General features: G+C 49.1%; 13 protein-coding genes. 11 read left to right on the plus strand and 2 right to left on the minus strand.

The window, feature by feature from the left end:
• Window positions 1-29: 29 nt before the first annotated feature.
• Window positions 30-407 carry a RidA family protein gene (locus ACOIT5_RS00975; RefSeq protein WP_423128604.1) on the minus strand — a complete coding sequence of 126 codons (378 nt, stop codon included), beginning with the start codon at window positions 405-407 and terminating at the stop codon, window positions 30-32.
• Window positions 408-535: 128 nt separating this feature from the next.
• Between ACOIT5_RS00975 and ligA the strand changes: the two genes are divergently transcribed.
• The 11 genes from ligA (at window position 536) to ACOIT5_RS01030 (ending at window position 18711) form a co-directional block, all read left to right on the plus strand.
• Complete coding sequence (gene ligA, locus ACOIT5_RS00980) at window positions 536-2542, plus strand: NAD-dependent DNA ligase LigA (RefSeq protein ID WP_423128605.1); 2007 nt, start codon at window positions 536-538, stop codon at window positions 2540-2542.
• Between the two features lie 142 nt (window positions 2543-2684).
• Window positions 2685-3182 (plus strand): DUF6913 domain-containing protein, encoded by a 498-nt coding sequence (locus ACOIT5_RS00985; RefSeq protein WP_423128606.1) that lies wholly within the window; start codon window positions 2685-2687, stop codon window positions 3180-3182.
• Window positions 3183-3194: 12 nt separating this feature from the next.
• Window positions 3195-4079, plus strand: coding sequence for a 4-hydroxy-tetrahydrodipicolinate synthase (gene dapA, locus ACOIT5_RS00990; protein WP_423128607.1), 885 nt, complete (start codon window positions 3195-3197; stop codon window positions 4077-4079).
• Window positions 4080-4104: 25 nt separating this feature from the next.
• A complete protein-coding gene (gene nspC, locus ACOIT5_RS00995; RefSeq protein WP_423128608.1) occupies window positions 4105-5250 on the plus strand; it encodes a carboxynorspermidine decarboxylase in 1146 nt (381 codons plus the stop codon).
• A gap of 1502 nt (window positions 5251-6752) precedes the next feature.
• Window positions 6753-7454 (plus strand): DNA-binding domain-containing protein, encoded by a 702-nt coding sequence (locus ACOIT5_RS01000; RefSeq protein ID WP_423128609.1) that lies wholly within the window; start codon window positions 6753-6755, stop codon window positions 7452-7454.
• A gap of 169 nt (window positions 7455-7623) precedes the next feature.
• The gene (locus ACOIT5_RS01005) at window positions 7624-8052 is read left to right on the plus strand and encodes a T9SS type A sorting domain-containing protein (protein ID WP_423128610.1); all 429 of its coding nucleotides are present in this window, start codon (window positions 7624-7626) and stop codon (window positions 8050-8052) included.
• Between the two features lie 39 nt (window positions 8053-8091).
• Window positions 8092-14358, plus strand: a complete 6267-nt coding sequence (locus ACOIT5_RS01010) for an RHS repeat-associated core domain-containing protein (RefSeq protein ID WP_423128611.1) — start codon at window positions 8092-8094, stop codon at window positions 14356-14358.
• Entirely contained in the window at window positions 14352-14795 is a 444-nt protein-coding gene (locus ACOIT5_RS01015; protein WP_423128612.1) for an energy transducer TonB, read from the plus strand. The genes ACOIT5_RS01010 and ACOIT5_RS01015 overlap by 7 nt, the downstream gene beginning before the upstream one ends.
• A 298-nt stretch (window positions 14796-15093) precedes the next feature.
• Window positions 15094-16173, plus strand: a complete 1080-nt coding sequence (locus ACOIT5_RS01020; RefSeq protein WP_423128613.1) for an RHS repeat domain-containing protein — start codon at window positions 15094-15096, stop codon at window positions 16171-16173.
• 288 nt (window positions 16174-16461) lie between these two features.
• Window positions 16462-17016 carry a helix-turn-helix domain-containing protein gene (locus tag ACOIT5_RS01025; protein WP_423128614.1) on the plus strand — a complete coding sequence of 185 codons (555 nt, stop codon included), beginning with the start codon at window positions 16462-16464 and terminating at the stop codon, window positions 17014-17016.
• Between the two features lie 30 nt (window positions 17017-17046).
• Window positions 17047-18711, plus strand: a complete 1665-nt coding sequence (locus ACOIT5_RS01030; protein ID WP_423128615.1) for an AMP-binding protein — start codon at window positions 17047-17049, stop codon at window positions 18709-18711.
• A gap of 52 nt (window positions 18712-18763) precedes the next feature.
• Here the strand turns inward: ACOIT5_RS01030 and ACOIT5_RS01035 are convergent, their stop codons facing one another.
• Complete coding sequence (locus tag ACOIT5_RS01035) at window positions 18764-20806, minus strand: aceric acid hydrolase (protein ID WP_423128616.1); 2043 nt, start codon at window positions 20804-20806, stop codon at window positions 18764-18766.
• Window positions 20807-20839: the final 33 nt, after the last annotated feature.

The raw sequence follows: 20839 nt of genomic DNA on the forward strand, positions 1-20839 counted from the left end.
AAAACTGTCGCCCGCCGCCGGAACAAGGCCTATTTCACCGCAATTGTCTCAATCTCGATCAGCACCCCCAGTGGCAATTCTTTCACGGCAAAAGCTGCCCGCGCCGGCGGATTTTCCGGATAATACGAGCCATACACTTCGTTCATCGCCTTAAAGTCAGCCATATCGCTCAGCAAACAGGTTGATTTTACCACATCGGCATAGCGGTAGCCGGCAGCGGTTAGAATAGCTCCGATATTTGTCATCACCTGCTTGGTTTGTTCGGTAATTCCGCCTTCCACCACTTTCCCGGTCGAGGGATCGATGGGCACCTGACCGGAAATGTACAAGGTTCCGTTTACTGCCACAGCCTGGCTGTACGGGCCAATGGCCGCCGGGGCCTGTTCAGTTGAAATAATTTGTTTCATCTTCTGTCTGTTTTTATAATCGATTTTGATAAATGACCGGACTCGACCGGATCTGTCTGTCCTTATTTATACAAAGAAACCAATTTTCTTTCTGATCTGTTTTCGTATTTTAGTGCAAATTTAAAGCTATGGACAAGGAATTGGCAAAACAACAAATTGATAAACTCAGAAAAGAGCTGGAAATATTTAATTACCAGTATTATGTGCTTTCGCAGCCCACCGTCAGCGATTACGAGTTCGACATGAAGCTGAAGGAATTGGAAACACTGGAAGCTGAACACCCGGAGTTTTTCGATCCCAATTCGCCATCGCAACGGATCGGCAGCGACATCAACCAGGAGTTTGTGCAGGTGAAACACCAATACCCCATGCTATCGCTCTCGAACAGTTACTCTGAGGGCGAACTGGTTGATTTTGACCAACGGATCAAAAAGCTGATTAACGAGCCTTACGAGTTTGTCTGCGAACTGAAATTCGACGGGACTTCAATCAGCCTGAGCTACGAAAACGGCCAACTGGTGCGGGCTGTAACCCGCGGCGACGGCGAAAAGGGCGACGATGTCACGGCCAATGTCCGAACCATTCGGAGTATTCCGCTCAAACTGACCGGGAATGATTTTCCGGCGAAATTTGAAATCCGGGGCGAAGTGTTGTTACCCTTTGCTGTATTTGCCGAACTCAACCAGGCCCGCGAAGAAAACGGGGAAACGCCTTTTGCCAATCCGCGCAATGCGGCATCGGGAACACTGAAAATGCAAAATTCGGCCGAAGTGGCCAAACGCCGGCTCGACGCTTATTTTTATTACCTGCTGGGCGAAAACCTACCCGACGACGGGCATTTCGAAACCCTCGGCCATGCGCAGCGCTGGGGCTTCAAAATATCGGACCACACCCGGAGATGTGCCAACATTCAGGAGGTGATCAATTTTATCCGCGAGTGGGACACCGAACGGTTTAAACTACCTGTAGCCACCGACGGCATTGTTATCAAAGTAAATTCCAGGCGTTTGCAGAACAACCTGGGATTCACGGCTAAATCGCCGCGCTGGGCCATCGCCTATAAATTTAAAGCCGAGCAGGTAAGCACCACGCTCGAATCGGTCAGCTTCCAGGTGGGGCGTACCGGCGCCGTAACCCCGGTAGCCAACCTCACTCCCGTACTCCTGGCCGGAACTGTCGTAAAACGGGCCTCGTTGCATAACGCCGACATCATCAACAAACTGGATTTACACCTCAACGATGTGGTTTTCGTGGAAAAAGGAGGAGAAATCATTCCCAAAATTGTCGATGTAAACGACTCCTTACGGCATCCGCTGGCGCAAAAAGTCGAATTTATCACGCATTGCCCCGAATGCGGATCGGCATTGGTCCGCCGCGAAGGCGAAGCCGCCCACTACTGCCCGAACGAAACCGGCTGTCCCCCGCAAATCAAAGGCAAAATCGAACATTTTATCAGCCGTAAGGCAATGAATATCGATGGTTTGGGACAAGAAACCATCGAGTTGCTTTATAACCAGGGGCTGATCCGTCACAGCGCCGATTTGTACGACCTCACGGCCGATCAACTCATTCCGTTGGAACGAATGGGCGAAAAATCGGCCGAACGCATCCTGAAAAGTCTTGAAGAATCGAAAAACGTACCTTTTGAGCGGGTTTTGTTCGCGTTAGGCATCCGCTTCGTGGGCGAAACGGTAGCCAAGAAACTGGCACAAAAGCTGGTTCATATCGACCGGATCAGGTCGGCCAGCCTCGAAGAACTGACCAATATTGATGAAATCGGAGGCAAAATTGCCGAAAGCGTACTGGCCTATTTTCAAGAGGAAAGCAATATCAAAACAATCAGGCGTTTACAGGAAAAAGGTCTACAGTTAGAACTTGATCAATCGATTGTAACCAAACGGAGCAACAAGCTGGAAGGACTAAGTATTGTTATTTCCGGAACATTCGAGAACTATTCGCGCGACGAACTGAAAGAACTGATTGAAAAAAACGGGGGAAAGAATGTCGGTTCAATCTCAAAAAACACCTCCTACTTGTTGGGGGGAAGCAATATCGGCCCCGCGAAGCTCGAAAAAGTTGAGAAATTAGGTATTCCGGTCATCTCTGAAGATGATTTTCTAAAAATGATAGAATAAAAGATTTTGACACGATATTTTTACAAAATCCAGTTTTTGAAGGCATTTTCATTACAAATCAAACAGGATTAACGAATCTTAAGATTACTTTTTCAAAGTTCGAAGTTTATTCACAAACAAATTCTTATTTTTGCGGCAACTTATGGGAATAAAAGATCAATTGGTTAATTGGCAGGTCAACCGAAGGATAAAATCCTTAAAGCGAACAAAAAAGTTCTTTAACCTGGAATCAGCAAAAACAGCCGGTATCATCTTTAATTGTGAGGACCGCGCCGCTGTTGAACGCCTGAAAAGGACCCTGTCGCAAAAGCAGATCAGGTGCACTGATCTTTGCTTCATTGCCGGATCGGCCGACAACCTGGCCAATTGTATCAGCGAGCATGATTTCAATTTCCGGGGTATGCCCAAAAGCGACAAGCTGACCGGTTTCCTGAATTCGCCCTTTGACCTGTTAATCGATATCAGCATGTCGTCGGGCCGGGAAGCCCAGGTGATCCGGGCGCTTTCAATGGCTTCATTTAAAACAGGCTGGTCGGATGCCCGGCCCGATTTTTTTGACCTCAGCATTGATGTCAGCAAACGCCGGGAATCCGGTTTTCTGGTTGATCAGATTACCCATTATTTAACCGAAATACAATAAAGAAGAAACAGCATGACACACCTTTTTAAAGGCGCAGGGGTTGCCCTGATCACTCCGTTTAAAGAAGATTATTCGATTGATTTTAATGCGCTGGAGGAACTGGTTGAAGACCAGATTTCATCCGGTATGGATTATTTGGTGGCTTTGGGAACAACAGCCGAAACCCCTACCCTTTCTGCCGGTGAGCAAAAAGAAGTCGTTCAATGCATTAAGTCAAAAGCCAATAAGCGGGTCCCCGTCATGCTCGGGATGGGCGGAAATGATCCTTATAAAATCATCAAAAACATCGAAGACACCGATTTTGAAGGTATTGCCGGGATCCTGTCGGTTACGCCTTATTACAACCGCCCCTCGCAACCGGGCTTGATTGAACATTACAAGCTGGTGGCCAAGGCCAGTCCGGTGCCGGTCGTTTTGTACAATGTTCCGTCGCGTACGGGGGTGAATATGGAGGCAGCAACATCGGTTGCTGTTGCCAATGCCTGTCCGAATGTTATTGCCGTTAAAGAAGCCTCGGGCGAATCGTCTCAGGTCGCCAGGATGGTCAAACACGGCCCCGAACAGTTTGCTGTCATCTCGGGCGACGATGTGCTGGCCCTGCCGGTGATCGCCGTGGGCGGAATCGGCGTTATTTCGGTCATCGCCAATGCCCTGCCCGAAAAACTGAGCCGGCTGGTTCATTTTGCCAATAACGGGCAGTTTGCCGAATCACGCGAGCTGCACCTGCAACTGGTCGATCTGCTCAAACTGATTTTCCGCGAAGGAAACCCCGTTGGCGTCAAAGCCTTGATGGAAATCATGGGTAAATCAACCGGCGTCGTACGCCTGCCTTTGTACCCGGCAAGCCGCGAATTAAGAAACGACCTGGAAGAAGAGCTGAAACGCGTTTTGTCGTAACACAAACCACAAAAATACCTTAATCATGCGTGTTGAATATCCGGAAATTCCCTCTCCTTGTTTTGTGCTTGAAGAAAACCTGCTGCGTAAAAATCTGGAACTGATCAAATCGGTCTCCGGTCGTTCGGGAGTGGAAATTATCCTGGCCTTCAAAGGTTTTGCCATGTGGAGCTCCTTCCCGATTGTCCGGGAATACATCAGCGGAGCAACGGCCAGCTCGCTGCACGAAGCCAGACTGTGTGCAGAGGAAATGAAAAGCCCGGCACACACCTACGCCCCCGTGTACGATCAGGAAACCTTCCCCGAGATTATCCGGCTTTCGAGCCATATTACCTTCAACTCGCTGAGCCAGTACGAACGTTTCTACCCGATGATTAAGGCATCCGGCAAAGCGATTTCGGTAGGCTTACGCATTAACCCCGAATTTTCGGAAGTGGAAACCGAACTGTACAATCCCTGCGCCCCTGGCTCGCGTTTAGGCATTGTCGCCGAACAACTGGGCAACCAACTGCCCGAAGGCATCGACGGGCTGCATTTTCATACCCTGTGCGAATCGTATTCAACCGACCTGGAAAAAACGCTGGCAGCCGTAGAAGAAAAGTTCGGCCCTTTTCTGAAACAGATAAAATGGCTGAACATGGGCGGAGGACACCTGATGACCCGAAAAGGATACGATACTGAACATTTAATCCGTCTTTTAAAGGAATTAAAATCGCGTTACCCTCAGCTACACATCATCCTGGAACCAGGCAGCGCCTTTGCCTGGGAAACCGGCTTTTTGAAAACAACCGTACTGGATGTGGTAGAAAATAAAGGCATCAAAACCGCCATGCTCAACGTATCGTTTGCCGCCCATATGCCCGACTGCCTCGAAATGCCATATCAGCCCCGCATCCGCTATGCCAGTTCGCAAGCAGTTGACGGAAAACCAACTTACCGCATGGGTGGAAACACCTGCCTCAGCGGCGATTATTTCGGCTACTGGTCGTTCAACGAAGCCTTGCAAACAGGCGACAACCTGATCCTGGAAGACATGATCCACTACACGATGGTGAAAACCACCTTTTTCAACGGCGTGCAGCACCCGTCCATCGGCATCATCAAACCCAACGGCGAATTCCGGTTGATCCGCCAATTTGATTACGAGGATTACAAAAACAAACTGAGCTGATGACCGGAAACGGGAGAACGGAGAATGGAGAAAGGTAGTAAGACGTAGTTTTACTTTGCCACTTAGGTACTCAGGCACTTCTTTAACGCCGGGAACGCCAAGAAGCCGCAAAGTTTCGCAGAGTGACACTGAATACTGAATCACCGATTACTGCTTACCCTCCACCCCGGAGGGGTGACATATCGGTAGCCCCGGGTAAGCCGACCGGCGGGAGGCGACACCCGGGGAGCTGGCAGGCAAGTAGCAGCAAGGCGCAGCCACCGGGACAACAAAGAACGCCAGGGCCTCATGCGCCGCACCCGCCAGGGCCGACAGAAGAAGATTTAAACACGAAGGCGGAAATACGGCATGGGGCGGAGAGCACGGGGCGAAGGGCAATTACCGGAGACGGGAGAATGGAGAACGGACAACGGTAGCAAGCCGCCTTTTACTTTGTTACTTTGCCACTCAGGTACTCAGGCACTTTCTTTAACGCAGAGAGCAAGTCCATGCCCCATACTCCATGCTCCAATGACCAATTAACGGAGACGGGACAACGTTAGCAAGCCGCCTTTCACTTTGTTACTTTGCCACTTAGGTACTCAGGCACTTTTTTAACGCCGGGAACGCCAAGAAGCCGCAAAGTTTCGCAGAGTGACACTGAATACTGAATCACCGATTACTGCTTACCCTCCACCCCGGAGGGGTGACATATCGGTAGCCCCGGGTAAGCCGACCGGCGGGAGGCGACACCCGGGGAGCTGGCAGGCAAGTAGCAGCAAGGCGCAGCCACGGGACAACAAAGAACGCCAGGGCCTCATGCGCCGCACCCGCCATGGCCGACAGAAGAAGATATAAACACGAATGCGGAAATACGGCATGGGGCGGAGAGCACGGAGCAATTACCGGAGACGGGAGAATGGAGAACGGACAACGGTAGCAAGCCGCCTTTTACTTTGTTACTTTGCCACTCAGGTACTCAGGCACTTTCTTTAACGCAGAGAGCAAGTCCATGCCTCATACCCCACGCCCCATGCTCAAAGCTCCATGCCCAATGACCAATTATCCAATGACCAACCAAATCCTCCGTTGCACACTGACCACCGTTCACTGTTTACCGTTTACCGTTTACTGATCACCGATTACCGATCACTTCTTTTCACTTTTTTCACCCGTATTATTTTGTTCACCAAAATTGAAATGTTCGTTTTTTACAACGAAAGCATACTTTTTGGGGGTGTTTTTGAACCCCTGTCTTTGACGAACAAAATCCAACTTTTCCTGAACAAAATATTTCTGCTTAACAACACATAACGGGGGGGTACTTCCGACTGGCTCAGTGAATTAACCCATGAAGCCGGTTTAGTCGATTCGATCTTTATTATTCCGGCCAGTTAATTAACCTTAGTCCAAACGGCAGCCCTGCCCGGCGGACAGCCCTGTTTTTCGTGTGCCGGGTTATTTTAACATCAGCTTTTGCCCGGTGCATGTTTGCGAGATAACCGTTTTCAGATAAAAAACCAATGATGATGGCATTAAACTATGCCCTGTTTGAAAACCACCTGACCACCGACCCGACCGACTACATGGCGGTGGTACAAAACCAGCAAAGCAAAACCCAGGACGATGTAATCGACCTGATGATCAGCCGCGGTTCAACAGTAACCAGGGCCGAGGCTCTGGCCGTTTTCGAAGAATACGCTCTGGCCTTTGAACAATTGGTAAAAAACGGCTTTGCCGTGAACACGCCCCTGTTTAACCTTTCGCTATCCGTAAAAGGCGTTTTTACCCGCGAGGACGAGAGCTTTAACCCTTCCGTTCACTCGGTGAAGATCAATGTAAGCCCCGGCATCCGCCTGAAAGAGATGGTCGCCGGGGTGAATGTGGTCCGTGTGCAGGGGGCCAGCCCGAAGCCCGACCCGCTTTACCTCGACGACCTGGGCAGCGGGACCCGCAACGAGTCGCTTACCCCCGGCAACATTGCCCAACTGAAAGGCAGCCGCCTGAAGTTCGACCCGGCCGATGCCGCCCAGGGCATCTTCCTGGTTGCAGCCAATGGCAGCGAAACCCGCGTGGCCACCATATCGCGCAACAAACCGGCCCAGGTCGATTTCCTGGTGCCGGCCTTAGCGGCGGGAACCTACCGGTTGGAAGTGCGGGTTAGTTTGTATAAAACAAACGGAATCAGGACAGGCGGCTTACCTGCCGAGCTGACCGTGACCTAAGCGGGCCACCGCGGAAGAACAAGCGTTTTCTTCCTCATTTTACGGAAGCGCCTTCCACGATCCGTGGAAGCCTTTTCCATACACCGTGGAAGCCTTTTCCACGGTGTGTGGAAGGCAAGGGGAGAAAAGATGACATATTTAATTGACACACTAATTTATGATTGATTACATGAGAAAAATTGTACTTATCGGTTTTATTCTGTTGTGCACATTTGGCGCCAGTCTGAGTGCTCAGGATATCAGTTACCATTACGACAATGCCGGGAACCGGACTGAGCGGGTCATTGAGCTTAGATCGGCTTATGTATCTAAAAGCGCCATTCAGGAACAACAGGTTTTTGAAGAGACGCTTGCACAGCAGGAAATAAAAATTTACCCAAATCCGACAGAAGGGATGTTGTCTGTTAGCATCAGTAATCCGGGCAACCTGCCTGAAGGGACGATAACCCTTACCGACATGAACGGCCGGAAAATTCTGACCAGGCGGATTGAAAACGGCCTGACCTCTGTTGACCTCAGCTCCCACCCGGCTGGCTACTACCTGATGAAAATCACCCTTGGGGCAGAAACTTCAACCTGGAAAATTATAAAAAAATAACCTGAACCATTTTGAAACGCTATGAACGCAAAATATTACATGAGATATGGAATAACGTTGTTCCTGCTGGCCATCTTTCTCTCTTTTGAAGGTCAGGCACAGTCCAAAAAGAAAGCGCCGAAGCCTGACCTGGAAAACTGGACCGATGAACAGCTCGACCTATGGGAAGATTCGGTTAAAAAAGCGCTTTATCCTGATCCGGAAATAAAACAGTCACCGGTGCCTGTTGAAGCCAATGTAAGTGAAGAAACTGAAACAGGCGCCACAGGTATTGCCAGCCAGGCTATGGCGCCTCTTGCATCCACACTTTCTGTCAGCATTGACCAGTCCAAAGGAGTTGGCGAAATCCCGATCATCCCCGGCACCTCGCCAACAGGGGGCGCCACATACCAGGTTCCCGTTGATGTTTATCCTGGCCCTAAAGGTATTCAGCCCCAGTTGGCCCTGGTATATAACAGTTCGGCAGGAAACAGTCTGCTCGGGGTAGGTTGGGGATTAAGCGGGATTTCAAAAATTACCCGGATAAACAAAAGTATCTATTACGACGGTCAACCCGGCGGGATAAGCAGAACGAAAGATGATGCCCTCGCCCTGGACGGTATGCGTTTGATAAAAACCAGCGAAACTACCGGGTATATACGCTACGAGAGTGAACAAGGCAATATCCGGGCAATTGCATACCTGAACGGAAGTGTGACGAAATATTTCGAGGTGCTTTACCCCAACGGTAATAAAGGCATTTTTGGTTATACAACCAACACGGCGACACAATACCTGGAATACCCTTTAACAAGTCTGACCGATCTTCAGGGAAACACGATCAATTACACTTACCTGTTTTCCGACAATCATTACCTGGTCACTAAAATTACCTACGGCGACAATGGAGGGGCCGCTGTTGAATTTGAATACGATACATCCAGGACCGACCCTTTTGAAAATTACCAGGGCGGGCTGCGTGTGTACGAAAACCGGCGCTTAGCCAAAATCCATTGTAAATACGGAAGTAATACCTTACATACCTATTCCGTTAGCTACTCAACGGCGAAGGATTATTCAGTGATAAGTCAAATTGACTATTCGGCCGGTGGGAATTCTTTCAACCCCCTACTGTTTTCCTACGGAACAGGGAATAACCAGACTGCTTATACAACAAGTAATGTCCAACTATTGGAGTGGTTCGTTGCCGGGAGCTCTCCGGGATTGATCCGGGTGACTAAAGGTAAGTTTGATTACGGGTCGGACGACGACGGATTGATTTCATTACCCGAAAAAAACCCTTACTGGAACCATTACAGAAATTCGACTTGGCTCAGGCACTCGCAGAATCGTTACGACAACCTTTATGCAGGAGACGAGAAAATTTTTCTTTATGCCGGACTGTCTGAAACATTTGCCTCACCCGTGCCCAGTCTGACCACGGAAGCCGGGTTTATCGATATCTTTTGTGCTAACGTAGATGGCAAATATGAGGAAGAAGTGGTTAAGGTGAACAATAAGATTAACGAAAGCTATGACCAGTTGACCTTTAAGGTTTATTCGGCCAACCTTTACGCGGGTTTAGCGCTTAAATATACCCGTACCTATAACTTCTCCACCGTGCTGACCGATGCCGACGGGGGAAAAAGTATTCATCCCAAGTTTTATTTTTCGGGCGACTTTAACGGGAACGGTAAAATGGAAGTGCTGGCCGTATCGTGTCACAACCCGATCGGGAATACCAGCATTACATCGAAATGCTATTTATTCGATTTGGAAAGCAATTCCAAGCTTTACGAAGGCTACGTATTCCCCTATGTTGTTGATTTTGTCGGTGTAAGGCAAACTGACCCGGACGCTGCTTTCGACAACACCGACCGTTTGTTCGTGATGGACTACGATGGCGACGGCAAAAGCGACATTTGCCTGATCAACGATTCGGGGACCAATATTTACACCTTCGACGTTTCCGGTTCAACCTATACCTTGCGGAAAGTAGCCACTTACACCAGTTTGAAAAAGACCAATCTGCCCGGCCGCAACCTGATGCCGGGCGAATTTGACGGCGATGGGCTGATCGACCTGCTCGTGTCGCCGCTCTCGAACGGAAACTCTTGGTCGATTTATCATTCGATGGGTAACGGACAGTTTTACCTGACCACCTTTACCGGTACAACACGGTCAACAGCCGATAACAACGGGGAGCTGCTGCAGGATGTAAACGGCGATGGGCTAACCGACCTGATCAAGTACTCATCAAGCGGTTTTTATACTTACCTTACAAAAAACGGGACGCCATCTACTTCTGAATGTTATAGTTCCAAAACATCGTATTCTAAACTGATACCGACCAGCATTAACAGCAGGAATATCTTCAGCCAGTTGCTGTGCCTGAAAGACGGCACGGTGTCCAAGTATGTATTTTCGCGCGATGATACCCGCGAACGCATGCTGAGCGCGGCCTATAGTAGTTTGGGGGTGGAATACCGGAATGGTTATCAGAAGCTGAACAGCTCGGGAGACAACAGTAGCGGCCCTGTTTATACCAAAGGTTACGGGGCGGTTTTCCCTTACGAAAACCTGAACGGCCCTTTATGGGCGCTGTCAACCCGGGAAGTATGGCTGGACGGGCAAAAAAAGGAGTCAACCTCATATAATTACGATAACGCCGTCATCCACAAACAAGGGCTTGGCTTCCGGGGTTTCGGGCGCATTAACAGCTACGACAATATCCGGGGACGGTCGTTTGTGCAGGAAATTGACCCTTATAATTATTCGTTGCCAAAAACCGACGAATCGCCAACGGCTAAAAATACCTACCAGTTTTCGGTTACGGTGCAGGCCAACAAAGTTCTTAAAACGCGGCTAACCCAAAAAACGACCTACGATAAACTAAAAAAGACAAACGCTACCAGCAGTTTTACCTATGACATTTACGGCAACCCGACCCGTGAAACAGTCAGTTTGGACGGTGATATTACGGTAACTACCGACAATAAGTTTATTAACTCAACCAGCGATGCCGCTTACTTCCTGGGTTTTGTTTACGACCAAACTGTAACGACCAGCCGATCGGGCTTAAACTCATCGAAGCGTTTCTGGTTCCCGTCCAGCAATAAAATGTTGCCTGATGCCCGGATTGGGTATGTTGACGGTAAACAGACGTACGCTGCCAATTACACGTACGACAGTTTCGGCAAGCTCAAATCAAAACAGGAGACCCGTTTCTCATCGGCCACTCTCACTACAACATACAGTTACGATGCCTTTGGCCACCTTATTTCAGAAACCGACCCGATGGCTTTTACCACCGAAATCCATTATGGGGCTAACGGATTGCCGGACTACATCAAAAACCACAAAGGGCAACAAACCAGCCTGAGGTACGACGAATTCGGGCGCATGAAAACCCAAACCAACCCCCTCGGCTTGGTTACCACAATCATTTACAGATGGAATACTGTCAACACAAACGGATTGTATTATATTACCCAATTCACAACCGGGCAGACTTCCCAAAGAACCTGGTACGATGCCTTTGGCCGCGAACTAGAACAGGCTGTACAACGCTTCGACGGGCTGTGGTCCCAAATCGACAAGTTGTATGACAGCTACGGGAGGCTGCAAAAAGTATCGCTGCCCTTTGCTTATAGCGACGGGAGAGTAATAGAAGGTTCGCCACCCCCTGTAAATGGCAGTGCATCGCATTGGAACACTTATACCTACGACAGTTATGACCGACTGTTGACGGTAACCCAGGCTTCGGGCAAAAAAACAAGCTACTCGTACGATGGGCTTAAAACAACCACCACCAGCGAAGGCATTGCCACTACCCGTACCTACGATGCCCTGGGCAAGCTGGTGAAAGCCGAAGACCCGGGCGGCGCCATTACCTACACGCTCCGGCCCGACGGGCAACCTTCAACCATCGAGGCGCCGGGAGGGATAATTACCGCGATTAACTATGACGAGTACGGACGGCAAATAACCTTAGTTGACCCTTCTGCCGGAACAACAAGTTACGGATACGACTCTGCCGGCAACCTGAACAAACAGACCGATGCCGAAGGCCGGGTAACCAATATGGTTTTCGATGATTACGGAAGGATAACCTCCAAAAGCTACCCGGAGCTTTCGACAAGCTACAACTACAATACCGACGGCCTCCTGGAAACTGTTACCAGCAACAACGGCACATCAACTGTCTATACCTACGACATTTACGACAGGTTAAAAACCGAAAAGGAAACCGGCGCTGACGGGCTGTGGATCGAAAAGGCCTATACCTACAAAGCCGATGGCAACCCGGAAACCCAAACTTTTAAGACCCAGGACGGCGCCATTACCAGCGAACATTACACCTACAACTACGGCGAGCTGACCGAGATTAAGCTGAATGGCGCCACCTCCATTTTTAAGCTAACAGCCCAAAATGCACTGGGGCAGCCAACTGCCGTGACTACCGGCCCGCTTGCCCGCCAATACAGCTACGATAACTATGGCATACCAACCGGCCGCACAGCCGGCAACCTGATGGATGCCGCGTACAGCTTTGAAGCTGCGACCGGCAACCTGCTGAGCCGAAAGGATAATAAACGGAATAAAACCGAAAGTTTTGACTACGATGGCTTAAACCGGTTGATCAACTTCGGAACTTACACGGCCAGTTACGATGATAAAGGCAACCTGGCCGGGAAAACCGATGTGGGTAGCTTTTATTATACCAACAGCAGTAAGCCTTATGCCCTCTCGGGCGCCGATTTGGCCACCGATGCCGTGCCCCTGCGCAACCAAAATGTTACTTACAGTTCGTTTGAACAACCGCTGAACATCGCCGAAAACGGCTACCTGGCCGCCTTTACCTACAATGCCGAAGGGCAGCGGGTAAAGATGGAACTGAAGCAAAACGGCGTTATCCAGTTGGTGCGCCATTACCTGGGCGCTTGCTACGAAAAAGACCTGGGCCTTGGCGGTACAAAAGAAAAGCTGTACCTTGGCGGCGATGCTTACTCGGCCCCGGCGGTTTACGTGAAACAGGGAAGCGGCAGCTGGCAGTTGTACTACCTATGCCGCGACTACCTGGGCAGTATCACCCACCTGGCCGACAGCAACGGTTCTTTGACACAGGAGCTAAGCTTTGATGCCTGGGGACGCCTGCGCGACCCGGCTACCCAAACAGCCTATGCACCCGGCGCCGAACCCGCTCTGTTTTTGGGCCGCGGCTATACCGGCCACGAGCACCTGCCCTGGTTTGGCCTGGTGAACATGAACGGCCGGTTGTATGACCCGGCGGTAGGGCGTTTCCTGAGCCCTGATAATTACGTACAGTTGCCCGACTTTAGCCAGAACCTGAACAGGTATAGCTATTGTTTGAACAACCCGCTGAAATATGCAGATCCGGATGGAGAATTGTTCTGGATATTTCCTCATATTAGCTGGAGCAAGAAGGGAGGGTTAAGTATTGGGTTTTCAGCTGTTTTAGGCATTCCGGGATTAGCCAGTGTTCAGGCAGGAGGGGGTATTAATTTAAAATCAGGTGAGCCGTACGCGTTTGCCGGAACCAGTTATGCTTTTAATGCCGCGTATATTTCGTGGTCGCCTTCTTCCGGGTTGAGTGCAGGTTATGCTACTGGTGCTTCAATTTATTCCGGGCTGCCCATAAGTACCAATTTTCTGACCGTTGGGGCTAATTACAATATCAGCCATAATAGTTGGAGCGGGAATTTATCGGCCTGGGACATTAACCGTAACGGGTTTAGCTTTAACCCGAGCGTATCGGCTATTATTTTGCCTGAACAAACAACTAACTTTGTCAGAGGTAAAGGGTTCAGAACAAATGATAAGGTATTGAGTAATTTTGTTGCTTCTGAAAATTATCAGGGGGCTTTGGACTATTTTGGGCTTAAAGGTGAATATGTTGGAGGAGAAGGACAAAGTTATTTCTGGTTTAATAAGAATGACCATTCAAAATATGGAATAAGGTATACCGAGGGAGCCTTTGATTCATACGATGCTTTAATGAACACTTATTTGAAAGAATCCTTTCACATGAGAAGATTTGCACGTAATGGATTGAATGGACTTAAATTGGCTAATTCTGAGGTGTTTAGTCTCGCAAATATGCCAGAAGAACGATTGGGTGTAATACATCAATACAAGAATCAAGGATTATCTGGATATAACATGGATTATATGGGGGCAATTGGGTATACCGAAAACCGGATGAATATTTTTAATTTATTTAAAGATTATAATCCTCCTTATACATTCTCGTCGTACAGTAATAAATGGTGGCATTTTATCTATAAAATTCCAAGAAGATGGTAAAAACATTATTTTCAATTTTAATATTGATATCCGCGTTAAATGGATTTTCACAAGAGGACACAAGTATTTGTAAGATGGGGTATATATTTGATTCTGGACCTTTATTTAAAGGGGGAGAAGAAACCCTACGGAGATTTATTCAGTCTGCAATTATCTATCCTCCAACGGCAATTTCAGATTCGATAGAAGGAATAGTATATGTCTCTTACGTTATAGATACCTTAGGCACCACTAAAAATCATATTATTGAAAAAGGCATTAGGAATGATTTAGATGCAGAAGCCATTAGGATTACCAAATTAATTAAATATGATAGTCCGGCAAAACTGAATGGGAAGCCTATTTTATTTCACTTTACAGTACCTGTTAAATTTGAAATTAAAAAGATCGAAGATTTCGGGAAGAGTAATTTGTCTCCTGATTCTTTTATCCCTTAGCTTCCACCTACCCCTCTGCTCATCGGGATGTGCCAAAGCTGACCAGCCACCTTGATCAATTTTGGTGCATACCGAACTGCCCGAACTGCCCCTCGTCTTAGCGCAGCGATGACGAGGGGTTCGCTGTTAGTCGTTTGTAACGGGAATGAGAGATAAATTAATACGCAGAAAGAAGCCGTCCGGTAACTGCCGGATGGCTCTTTAAAACTTTTGCTAACTTAGCTGAGCGTTCTTTGAAAAACTGAAACAAAGCCTTCTCCCGGCGGTTTACGTGAAACAGGGCAGCGGCAGCTGGCAGTTGTACTACCTATGCCGCGACTACCTGGGCAGCATCACCCACCTGGCCGACAGCAACGGTTCTTTGACACAGGAGCTAAACTTTGATGCCTGGGGACGCCTGCGCGACCCGGCGACCCAAACAGCCTATGCACCCGGCGCCGAACCCGCTCTGTTTTTGGGCCGCGGCTATACCGGCCACGAGCACCTGCCCTGGTTTGGCCTGGTGAACATGAACGGCCGGTTGTACGACCCGGTGGTGGGGAGATTTTTGAGTGTTGATGAGAATGTACAGATGCCGGATTTTACGCAGAATCTTAACCGATATAGTTATGCACTGAATAATCCATTGAAATTTAATGATCCCGATGGAGAATTTTTCTGGTTTGCCGTCGCAATTGGCGCAGTGCTTAATGTAACCTCAAAAGCCATTAGCGGAAAAATTAATAATTTCTGGGATGCTTTAGGGGCTGCAGCCATTGGAGGTTTAGCCGGAGCTGCGGGTTATGGCGCTTTCGCACAGTTTGGAGGAACGGTGAGTTTTCTCAGCGGAGCGGCATCAGGGGGTGCGGGCGGATTTGTTGGAGGAGCAGGCAATGCATGGCTGGATGGCGCCGGTTTTGGGCAAGGGCTTTTGTCCGGTATTGTTGGGGGTGTTAGTGGAGCAGCCATAGGCGGTATAGCCAGTGGGGTTAGCGCATCCTTAAAAGGAAACAATTTCTGGAATGGTACCCCAACGGATAAAACCGTGGCAAAGGTTATGGCTGCAAAAGTTGCCTCTCTTAAATCAGCCGATGGATTAGAAGGAGCATCATTAAATTATAGTTCGCGTTCTCAATTAAAATCATATACTTTAGACTCGGAATTAGAATTTGATGGAGTTGAACTAAGTTGGTATGATAATTTAAGTGACGGAAGTCGACAATTAAGAGAATCTTGGGATGCGGTTTCCGGTCCACATGGTAACGGGCGGTTGCCAAATGGCGAATATTTGGCGTCAAATTTGCGAGAGAGAACTAACCCTGCTCTTCGGGATATGCCCAACGTTGGTAGCGGCTGGTGCGGATATGTCATCCGCACCTTGTCAACAGGGGATTTATAATCACCAAAAACAAAGAACCTTTTGCGTAAGCAAGTACTAAAATAAAAGCCTTCCGGTTTGGGGGGCTTTTATTTTTGGGTATAACTGGGGCCTCACCCCCGCTGGTGCGGTTTTGCAAACCGTGCATTGCTTTGAAAAAGCAACAGGTTGCCTTGCGGGCAAAACGACAGTTATAAACCGGCGTCAGTGAAGAAAATATTGCAGGCAGGATAAAACGAAGGCGCTGTTTTCTCCGGGCATTCCTTGAAAAAAACTACATTTGTTCTTTTTGACCAATAGTATACCCGTATGAACAAACAAATTCAGGAAATTGCAGAGCGGCTCCGCGGATTGCGGGACCTGCTTGAAATCCCGGCAAAGGAGATCGCCTCGATCTGCCATGTCTCCGAAGAAGAATATCTTGGTTACGAAAGCGGGAAAAAAGATATTCCGATCAGCGCGCTGCAAAATATTTCGAAAGAATACCAGGTAGAACTGACAGCCCTCCTGTTCGGTAACGAACCAAATATGAAAGCCTTTTATCTGACCCGATCGGGGCAGGGCACCGCCATGGAACGCACCCGTGCTTACAAATACCAGGCATTGGCTGCCGGCTTCGTTGGCCGGAAAGCTGACCCGTTCATCGTTACCGTGGAGCCAGTGCCCGAAAACGCGCCCATGCACCTGAACAGCCACAACGGACACGAATTCAATTATGTGCTTGACGGCAAACTGCTGCTAAGCATCGGCGGACACGAACTGATTCTAAACGAAGGTGACAGCCTCTATTTCGATTCAAGCTTGCCGCACGGGATGAAAGCGATGAGCGGAAAGCCCGTAAAATTTCTCGCGATCACCTTCTAACCAAAATCAAACCAAACAATCCGACTCCACATGATTGAAAGATACCTGAAACAGACAAAATTCGAGGATTTTGAAGATTTTAAAGCAAACTACGAACTCATTGTGCCCGATGATTTTAACTTCGCCTACGACGTGGTGGATGGCTGGGCGGCCATCAATCCCGACAAACGGGCTTTGCTCTGGACCAACGATAAAGGCGAATGCCGCTCTTATACGTTTGGCGAACTGAAAGCGGTTTCGGACCGGACTGCCGGTTATTTTTCGGCCATCGGTATCCAAAAAGGCGATATGGTGATGGCCATCCTGAAACGCCGGGCCGAGTTCTGGTTCACCATCATTGCCCTGCACAAGATCGGAGCCGTCATCATTCCCGCCACTCACCTGCTAACCAAAAAAGACATTGTTTACCGCAACAATGCAGCCGACATAAAAGCGATCATTTGCGACGGAGATGAATTGATCATCAAAAACATCCAAGATGCCAGACCCGAATCGCCTTCCATCCAAAAATTGATTTCGATCGGTCCCTGCGTTCCCGAAGGATGGGAAGATTTTCACAAAGGTATTGAAATGGCTAAACCTTTTGAACGCCCCGCCGAACCTACAAAAAACGACGATCCGTTGATTGTCAGTTTCACCTCGGGTACTACCGGCGATCCCAAGATGGTTATGCTCGACAGCGTTTACCCGTTGGCCCACATCGTTACCGCCAGCTATTGGCACAAGCTTCACGAAAACAGCCTCCACCTGACGATTGCCGATACCGGCTGGCTCAAAGCCGTTTGGGGAAAACTGTACGGACAGTGGCTGGCAGGCGCCACGGTTTTTGTGTATGATCACGAGAAATTTACCCCTGCCGATATGCTGGCCGTTTTGTCCAGGCACAAAGTGACTTCGCTTTGTGCCCCGCCTACCATTTTCCGCTTCCTCATCCGCGAAGACTTAAACAAATACGATTTATCAGCACTCGAATGGTGTACCATCGCCGGAGAAGCCCTAAATCCGGCAGTTTACGAACAATTTCATCGGCTGACCGGCATTAAACTGCGCGAAGGTTACGGGCAGAGCGAAACAACCTTATCGGTGTTTACCAGCCCGTGGATTGAACCGAAACCGGGTTCAATGGGCCTGCCAAATCCCCACTACGATGTTGATTTGCTTACATCCGACGGACGTTCGGCAGAGGCCGGTGAACAAGGCCAGATTGTGATCCGCTATGATAAAAAATACCCACTGGGACTATTCAAGGGCTACTACCGGAATCGGAAACTCACAGATGAAGCCATGACGAACGGAATATATTACACGGGCGACCTGGCCTGGAAAGACGAAGACGGCTATTTCTGGTTTGTAGGACGTGCTGATGATGTGATCAAGAGTTCAGGTTACCGCATTGGTCCGTTTGAAGTGGAAAGCGCCCTGATGACCCACCCGGCTGTTGTGGAATGCGCCATAACCGGCATCCCCGACGAAATCCGCGGACAAATCGTGAAAGCCACCGTCGTCCTGGCAAAAGACTACAAAAACAAGGCAGGCGAAGCCCTGGCCAAAGAATTACAGGATCATGTAAAACAGGTGACTGCCCCGTACAAATATCCGCGCATCATTGAATTTGCAGATGAATTGCCGAAAACCATCAGCGGAAAAATCCGCCGGGTGGAAATTCGTCAACGCGACCATCAAAAACCAAACTAATGAAGCGGATGCGAAGACCATTGCATCGACATCGGCCTCCGCATCCCTTACCCTACCGGGCAAGCCGGAGCCAAACGCTCATATCGCTTTTGCCCCGGTTATTCCAGGCGTAATACGGAATTAGGTTGATTCTGATCCGTTCACCCGCCTGATTTGACAGGGGTCTGTACAAGCTGTTGCTCCAATCGGCAGAATTCAGTTTTTTTACCTCAGCCTGCAAGGCCAGAAAGGTCCCTCCTGAAACCGTCATCGGGATTGGTTTAAACTGACTGTCAAGCGGAACAGCTACATCAAAAATTCCAAGCCGGTCGGGCAAATCAACCGATTCGACACAGTAAACCACCGGCCCGCGTTGCACGGCCACCTGGTTGCGGGTTTCTTCCACCAACGGGTGGGCTTCCATCAACTGAACCTCCAGGGGAAACTCAATTTCCACTAGATCGCCTTTTTTCCAAGTCCTTAACAACTTATGGTAAGTTCCGGCAACAGGTGTTTCTTCAACCGATTTTCCGTTTACACTGATTTTAGCGCCGTTGCTCCATGCCGGAATCCGGATGAACAGGGCAAACGCTGCTTTGGGCGCCTGATCAATCGTCAGCTTTACATGCCCGTCCCAGGGATATTCGGTTTCCTGGTTTAACTCAAGCAGCCCCTTGCCTTTCAAACTTGTTTTCAACTTATTTCCGCCGTAAAAATTCACCCACAAACCTTCGTCCGACGTACTGTATATATAATTGTGGATTTGCGCCACGGTACGGGTGGTATTCGGCGGACAGCAGTTGCAATAGCTGATGTATTCTTCCCGGTCTTTCGACCAGCGGAGTTCATAGGGCAAATCTTCGGAAACAGCCAGCGGATTGGTATAAAAGTGGCGTCTCCCGTCGAGGCTTACAGCAGCCAGCAAGCTGTTGTACATCACCTGCTCCATGATGTCGGCATAACGGGCATCGCCGCTGAGCTGCAACATACGCCAGTTCCACAGCAGGTTGCCAATATTGGCGCACGATTCGTTGTGGGCGCTCAGGTTCGGCAGTTCAAAATCGTGCCCGTAAGCCTGGTGAATTTTCTGGACCGTATCCGGTTTATAAGCCGTACCATTGGGCGAAACCCCGTCGTACAAAGCCCCGCAGGCGCCGGTTATATACATTTTTGTTCCGGTCAGGTTATCCCAGATCAGGTCGAGGGCATGACGAAGCGTTTCGTCACCCGTCTCCGCCAAAACATCGGCAGCGCCGGCATATAAATAATTGGCGCGTACAGCATGGCCCATCGCCTTCGTTTGCCGACGGAAGGGAATGCGGTCCTGGTTATCGTCGGTTCCGTTTTCTACCTGGTCACGAATATCAATCAAACCTTTCGCCAGTTCCAGGTAACGCGGATCGCCCACAGTACGATACATCTCGGTAACTCCCATGTAATGCGACGGACAGATGGCATTTTGAGCCAGCTCATAGGCCCGGTGTTTATAGTAGTTGTACAAAAAGTCAGTCGCTTTTATCGCCACATCCAACAGATTTTTCTTGCCGGTAAGCCGATAGTGAACACAGGCAGCCGTCATCAGGTGCCCCATGTTATAGGTTTCAAAATCGAGGCGCTCGGCAAACTCCGCTTTTTCATCCGGATTCTCCCGTGTCTTTATCATCACAGGCGTATGAATGTAACCATCGGCCCGCTGGGTTTTCGCGATAACCGAAATAATCGAATCAATTTCCTGTCCGGTCTGTTCATCCGGGTTCACCGAGTTCACCATAATCATGGCCTCCAGTATTTTATAGAAGTCGCCGTCGTGAAAAGGAGGGCCGACATGTTTGCCCTGTTTTAATCCGGCGGCAATTTCAAAATTGGCAAAACCGTGACTGATGGAATCATTCAGGTACATGTCCATCATGTGGGGCACCATGCTGTGTTCGCAAACATGAAAACGTTCGGCCCAAAAGCCATTCGTCCAGTTTACATCGGTCATATTCACCGCCCATAATTTGGCAAACGGACTGTGCGAGGTATTGACCAAACTTTTATCCTGCCCCGAAGTATTCAAAACGCTCGTCACTAAAATGGCGGCAAAGACCGGTATGATTATTTTTTTCAGCTTCATTCTTTTCTATTTTGATGATTACAACGATTTTCA

This window comes from Gaoshiqia hydrogeniformans, assembly GCF_049347105.1.
Classification (GTDB): domain Bacteria; phylum Bacteroidota; class Bacteroidia; order Bacteroidales; family Prolixibacteraceae; genus Gaoshiqia; species Gaoshiqia hydrogeniformans.

Excerpts from the sequence above, each read along its gene's own strand:
- nspC (WP_423128608.1), top strand. The coding sequence starts at position 4,105 with ATGCGTGTTGAATATCCGGAAATTCCCTCTCCTTGTTTTGTGCTTGAA.
- ACOIT5_RS01010 (WP_423128611.1), top strand. The coding sequence starts at position 8,092 with ATGAGATATGGAATAACGTTGTTCCTGCTGGCCATCTTTCTCTCTTTT.
- ACOIT5_RS00975 (WP_423128604.1), bottom strand. The coding sequence starts at position 407 with ATGAAACAAATTATTTCAACTGAACAGGCCCCGGCGGCCATTGGCCCG.
- ACOIT5_RS01030 (WP_423128615.1), top strand. The coding sequence starts at position 17,047 with ATGATTGAAAGATACCTGAAACAGACAAAATTCGAGGATTTTGAAGAT.
- ACOIT5_RS01015 (WP_423128612.1), top strand. The coding sequence starts at position 14,352 with ATGGTAAAAACATTATTTTCAATTTTAATATTGATATCCGCGTTAAAT.
- ACOIT5_RS01005 (WP_423128610.1), top strand. The coding sequence starts at position 7,624 with ATGAGAAAAATTGTACTTATCGGTTTTATTCTGTTGTGCACATTTGGC.
- ACOIT5_RS01000 (WP_423128609.1), top strand. The coding sequence starts at position 6,753 with ATGATGATGGCATTAAACTATGCCCTGTTTGAAAACCACCTGACCACC.
- ligA (WP_423128605.1), top strand. The coding sequence starts at position 536 with ATGGACAAGGAATTGGCAAAACAACAAATTGATAAACTCAGAAAAGAG.
- ACOIT5_RS00985 (WP_423128606.1), top strand. The coding sequence starts at position 2,685 with ATGGGAATAAAAGATCAATTGGTTAATTGGCAGGTCAACCGAAGGATA.
- ACOIT5_RS01025 (WP_423128614.1), top strand. The coding sequence starts at position 16,462 with ATGAACAAACAAATTCAGGAAATTGCAGAGCGGCTCCGCGGATTGCGG.
- dapA (WP_423128607.1), top strand. The coding sequence starts at position 3,195 with ATGACACACCTTTTTAAAGGCGCAGGGGTTGCCCTGATCACTCCGTTT.
- ACOIT5_RS01035 (WP_423128616.1), bottom strand. The coding sequence starts at position 20,806 with ATGAAGCTGAAAAAAATAATCATACCGGTCTTTGCCGCCATTTTAGTG.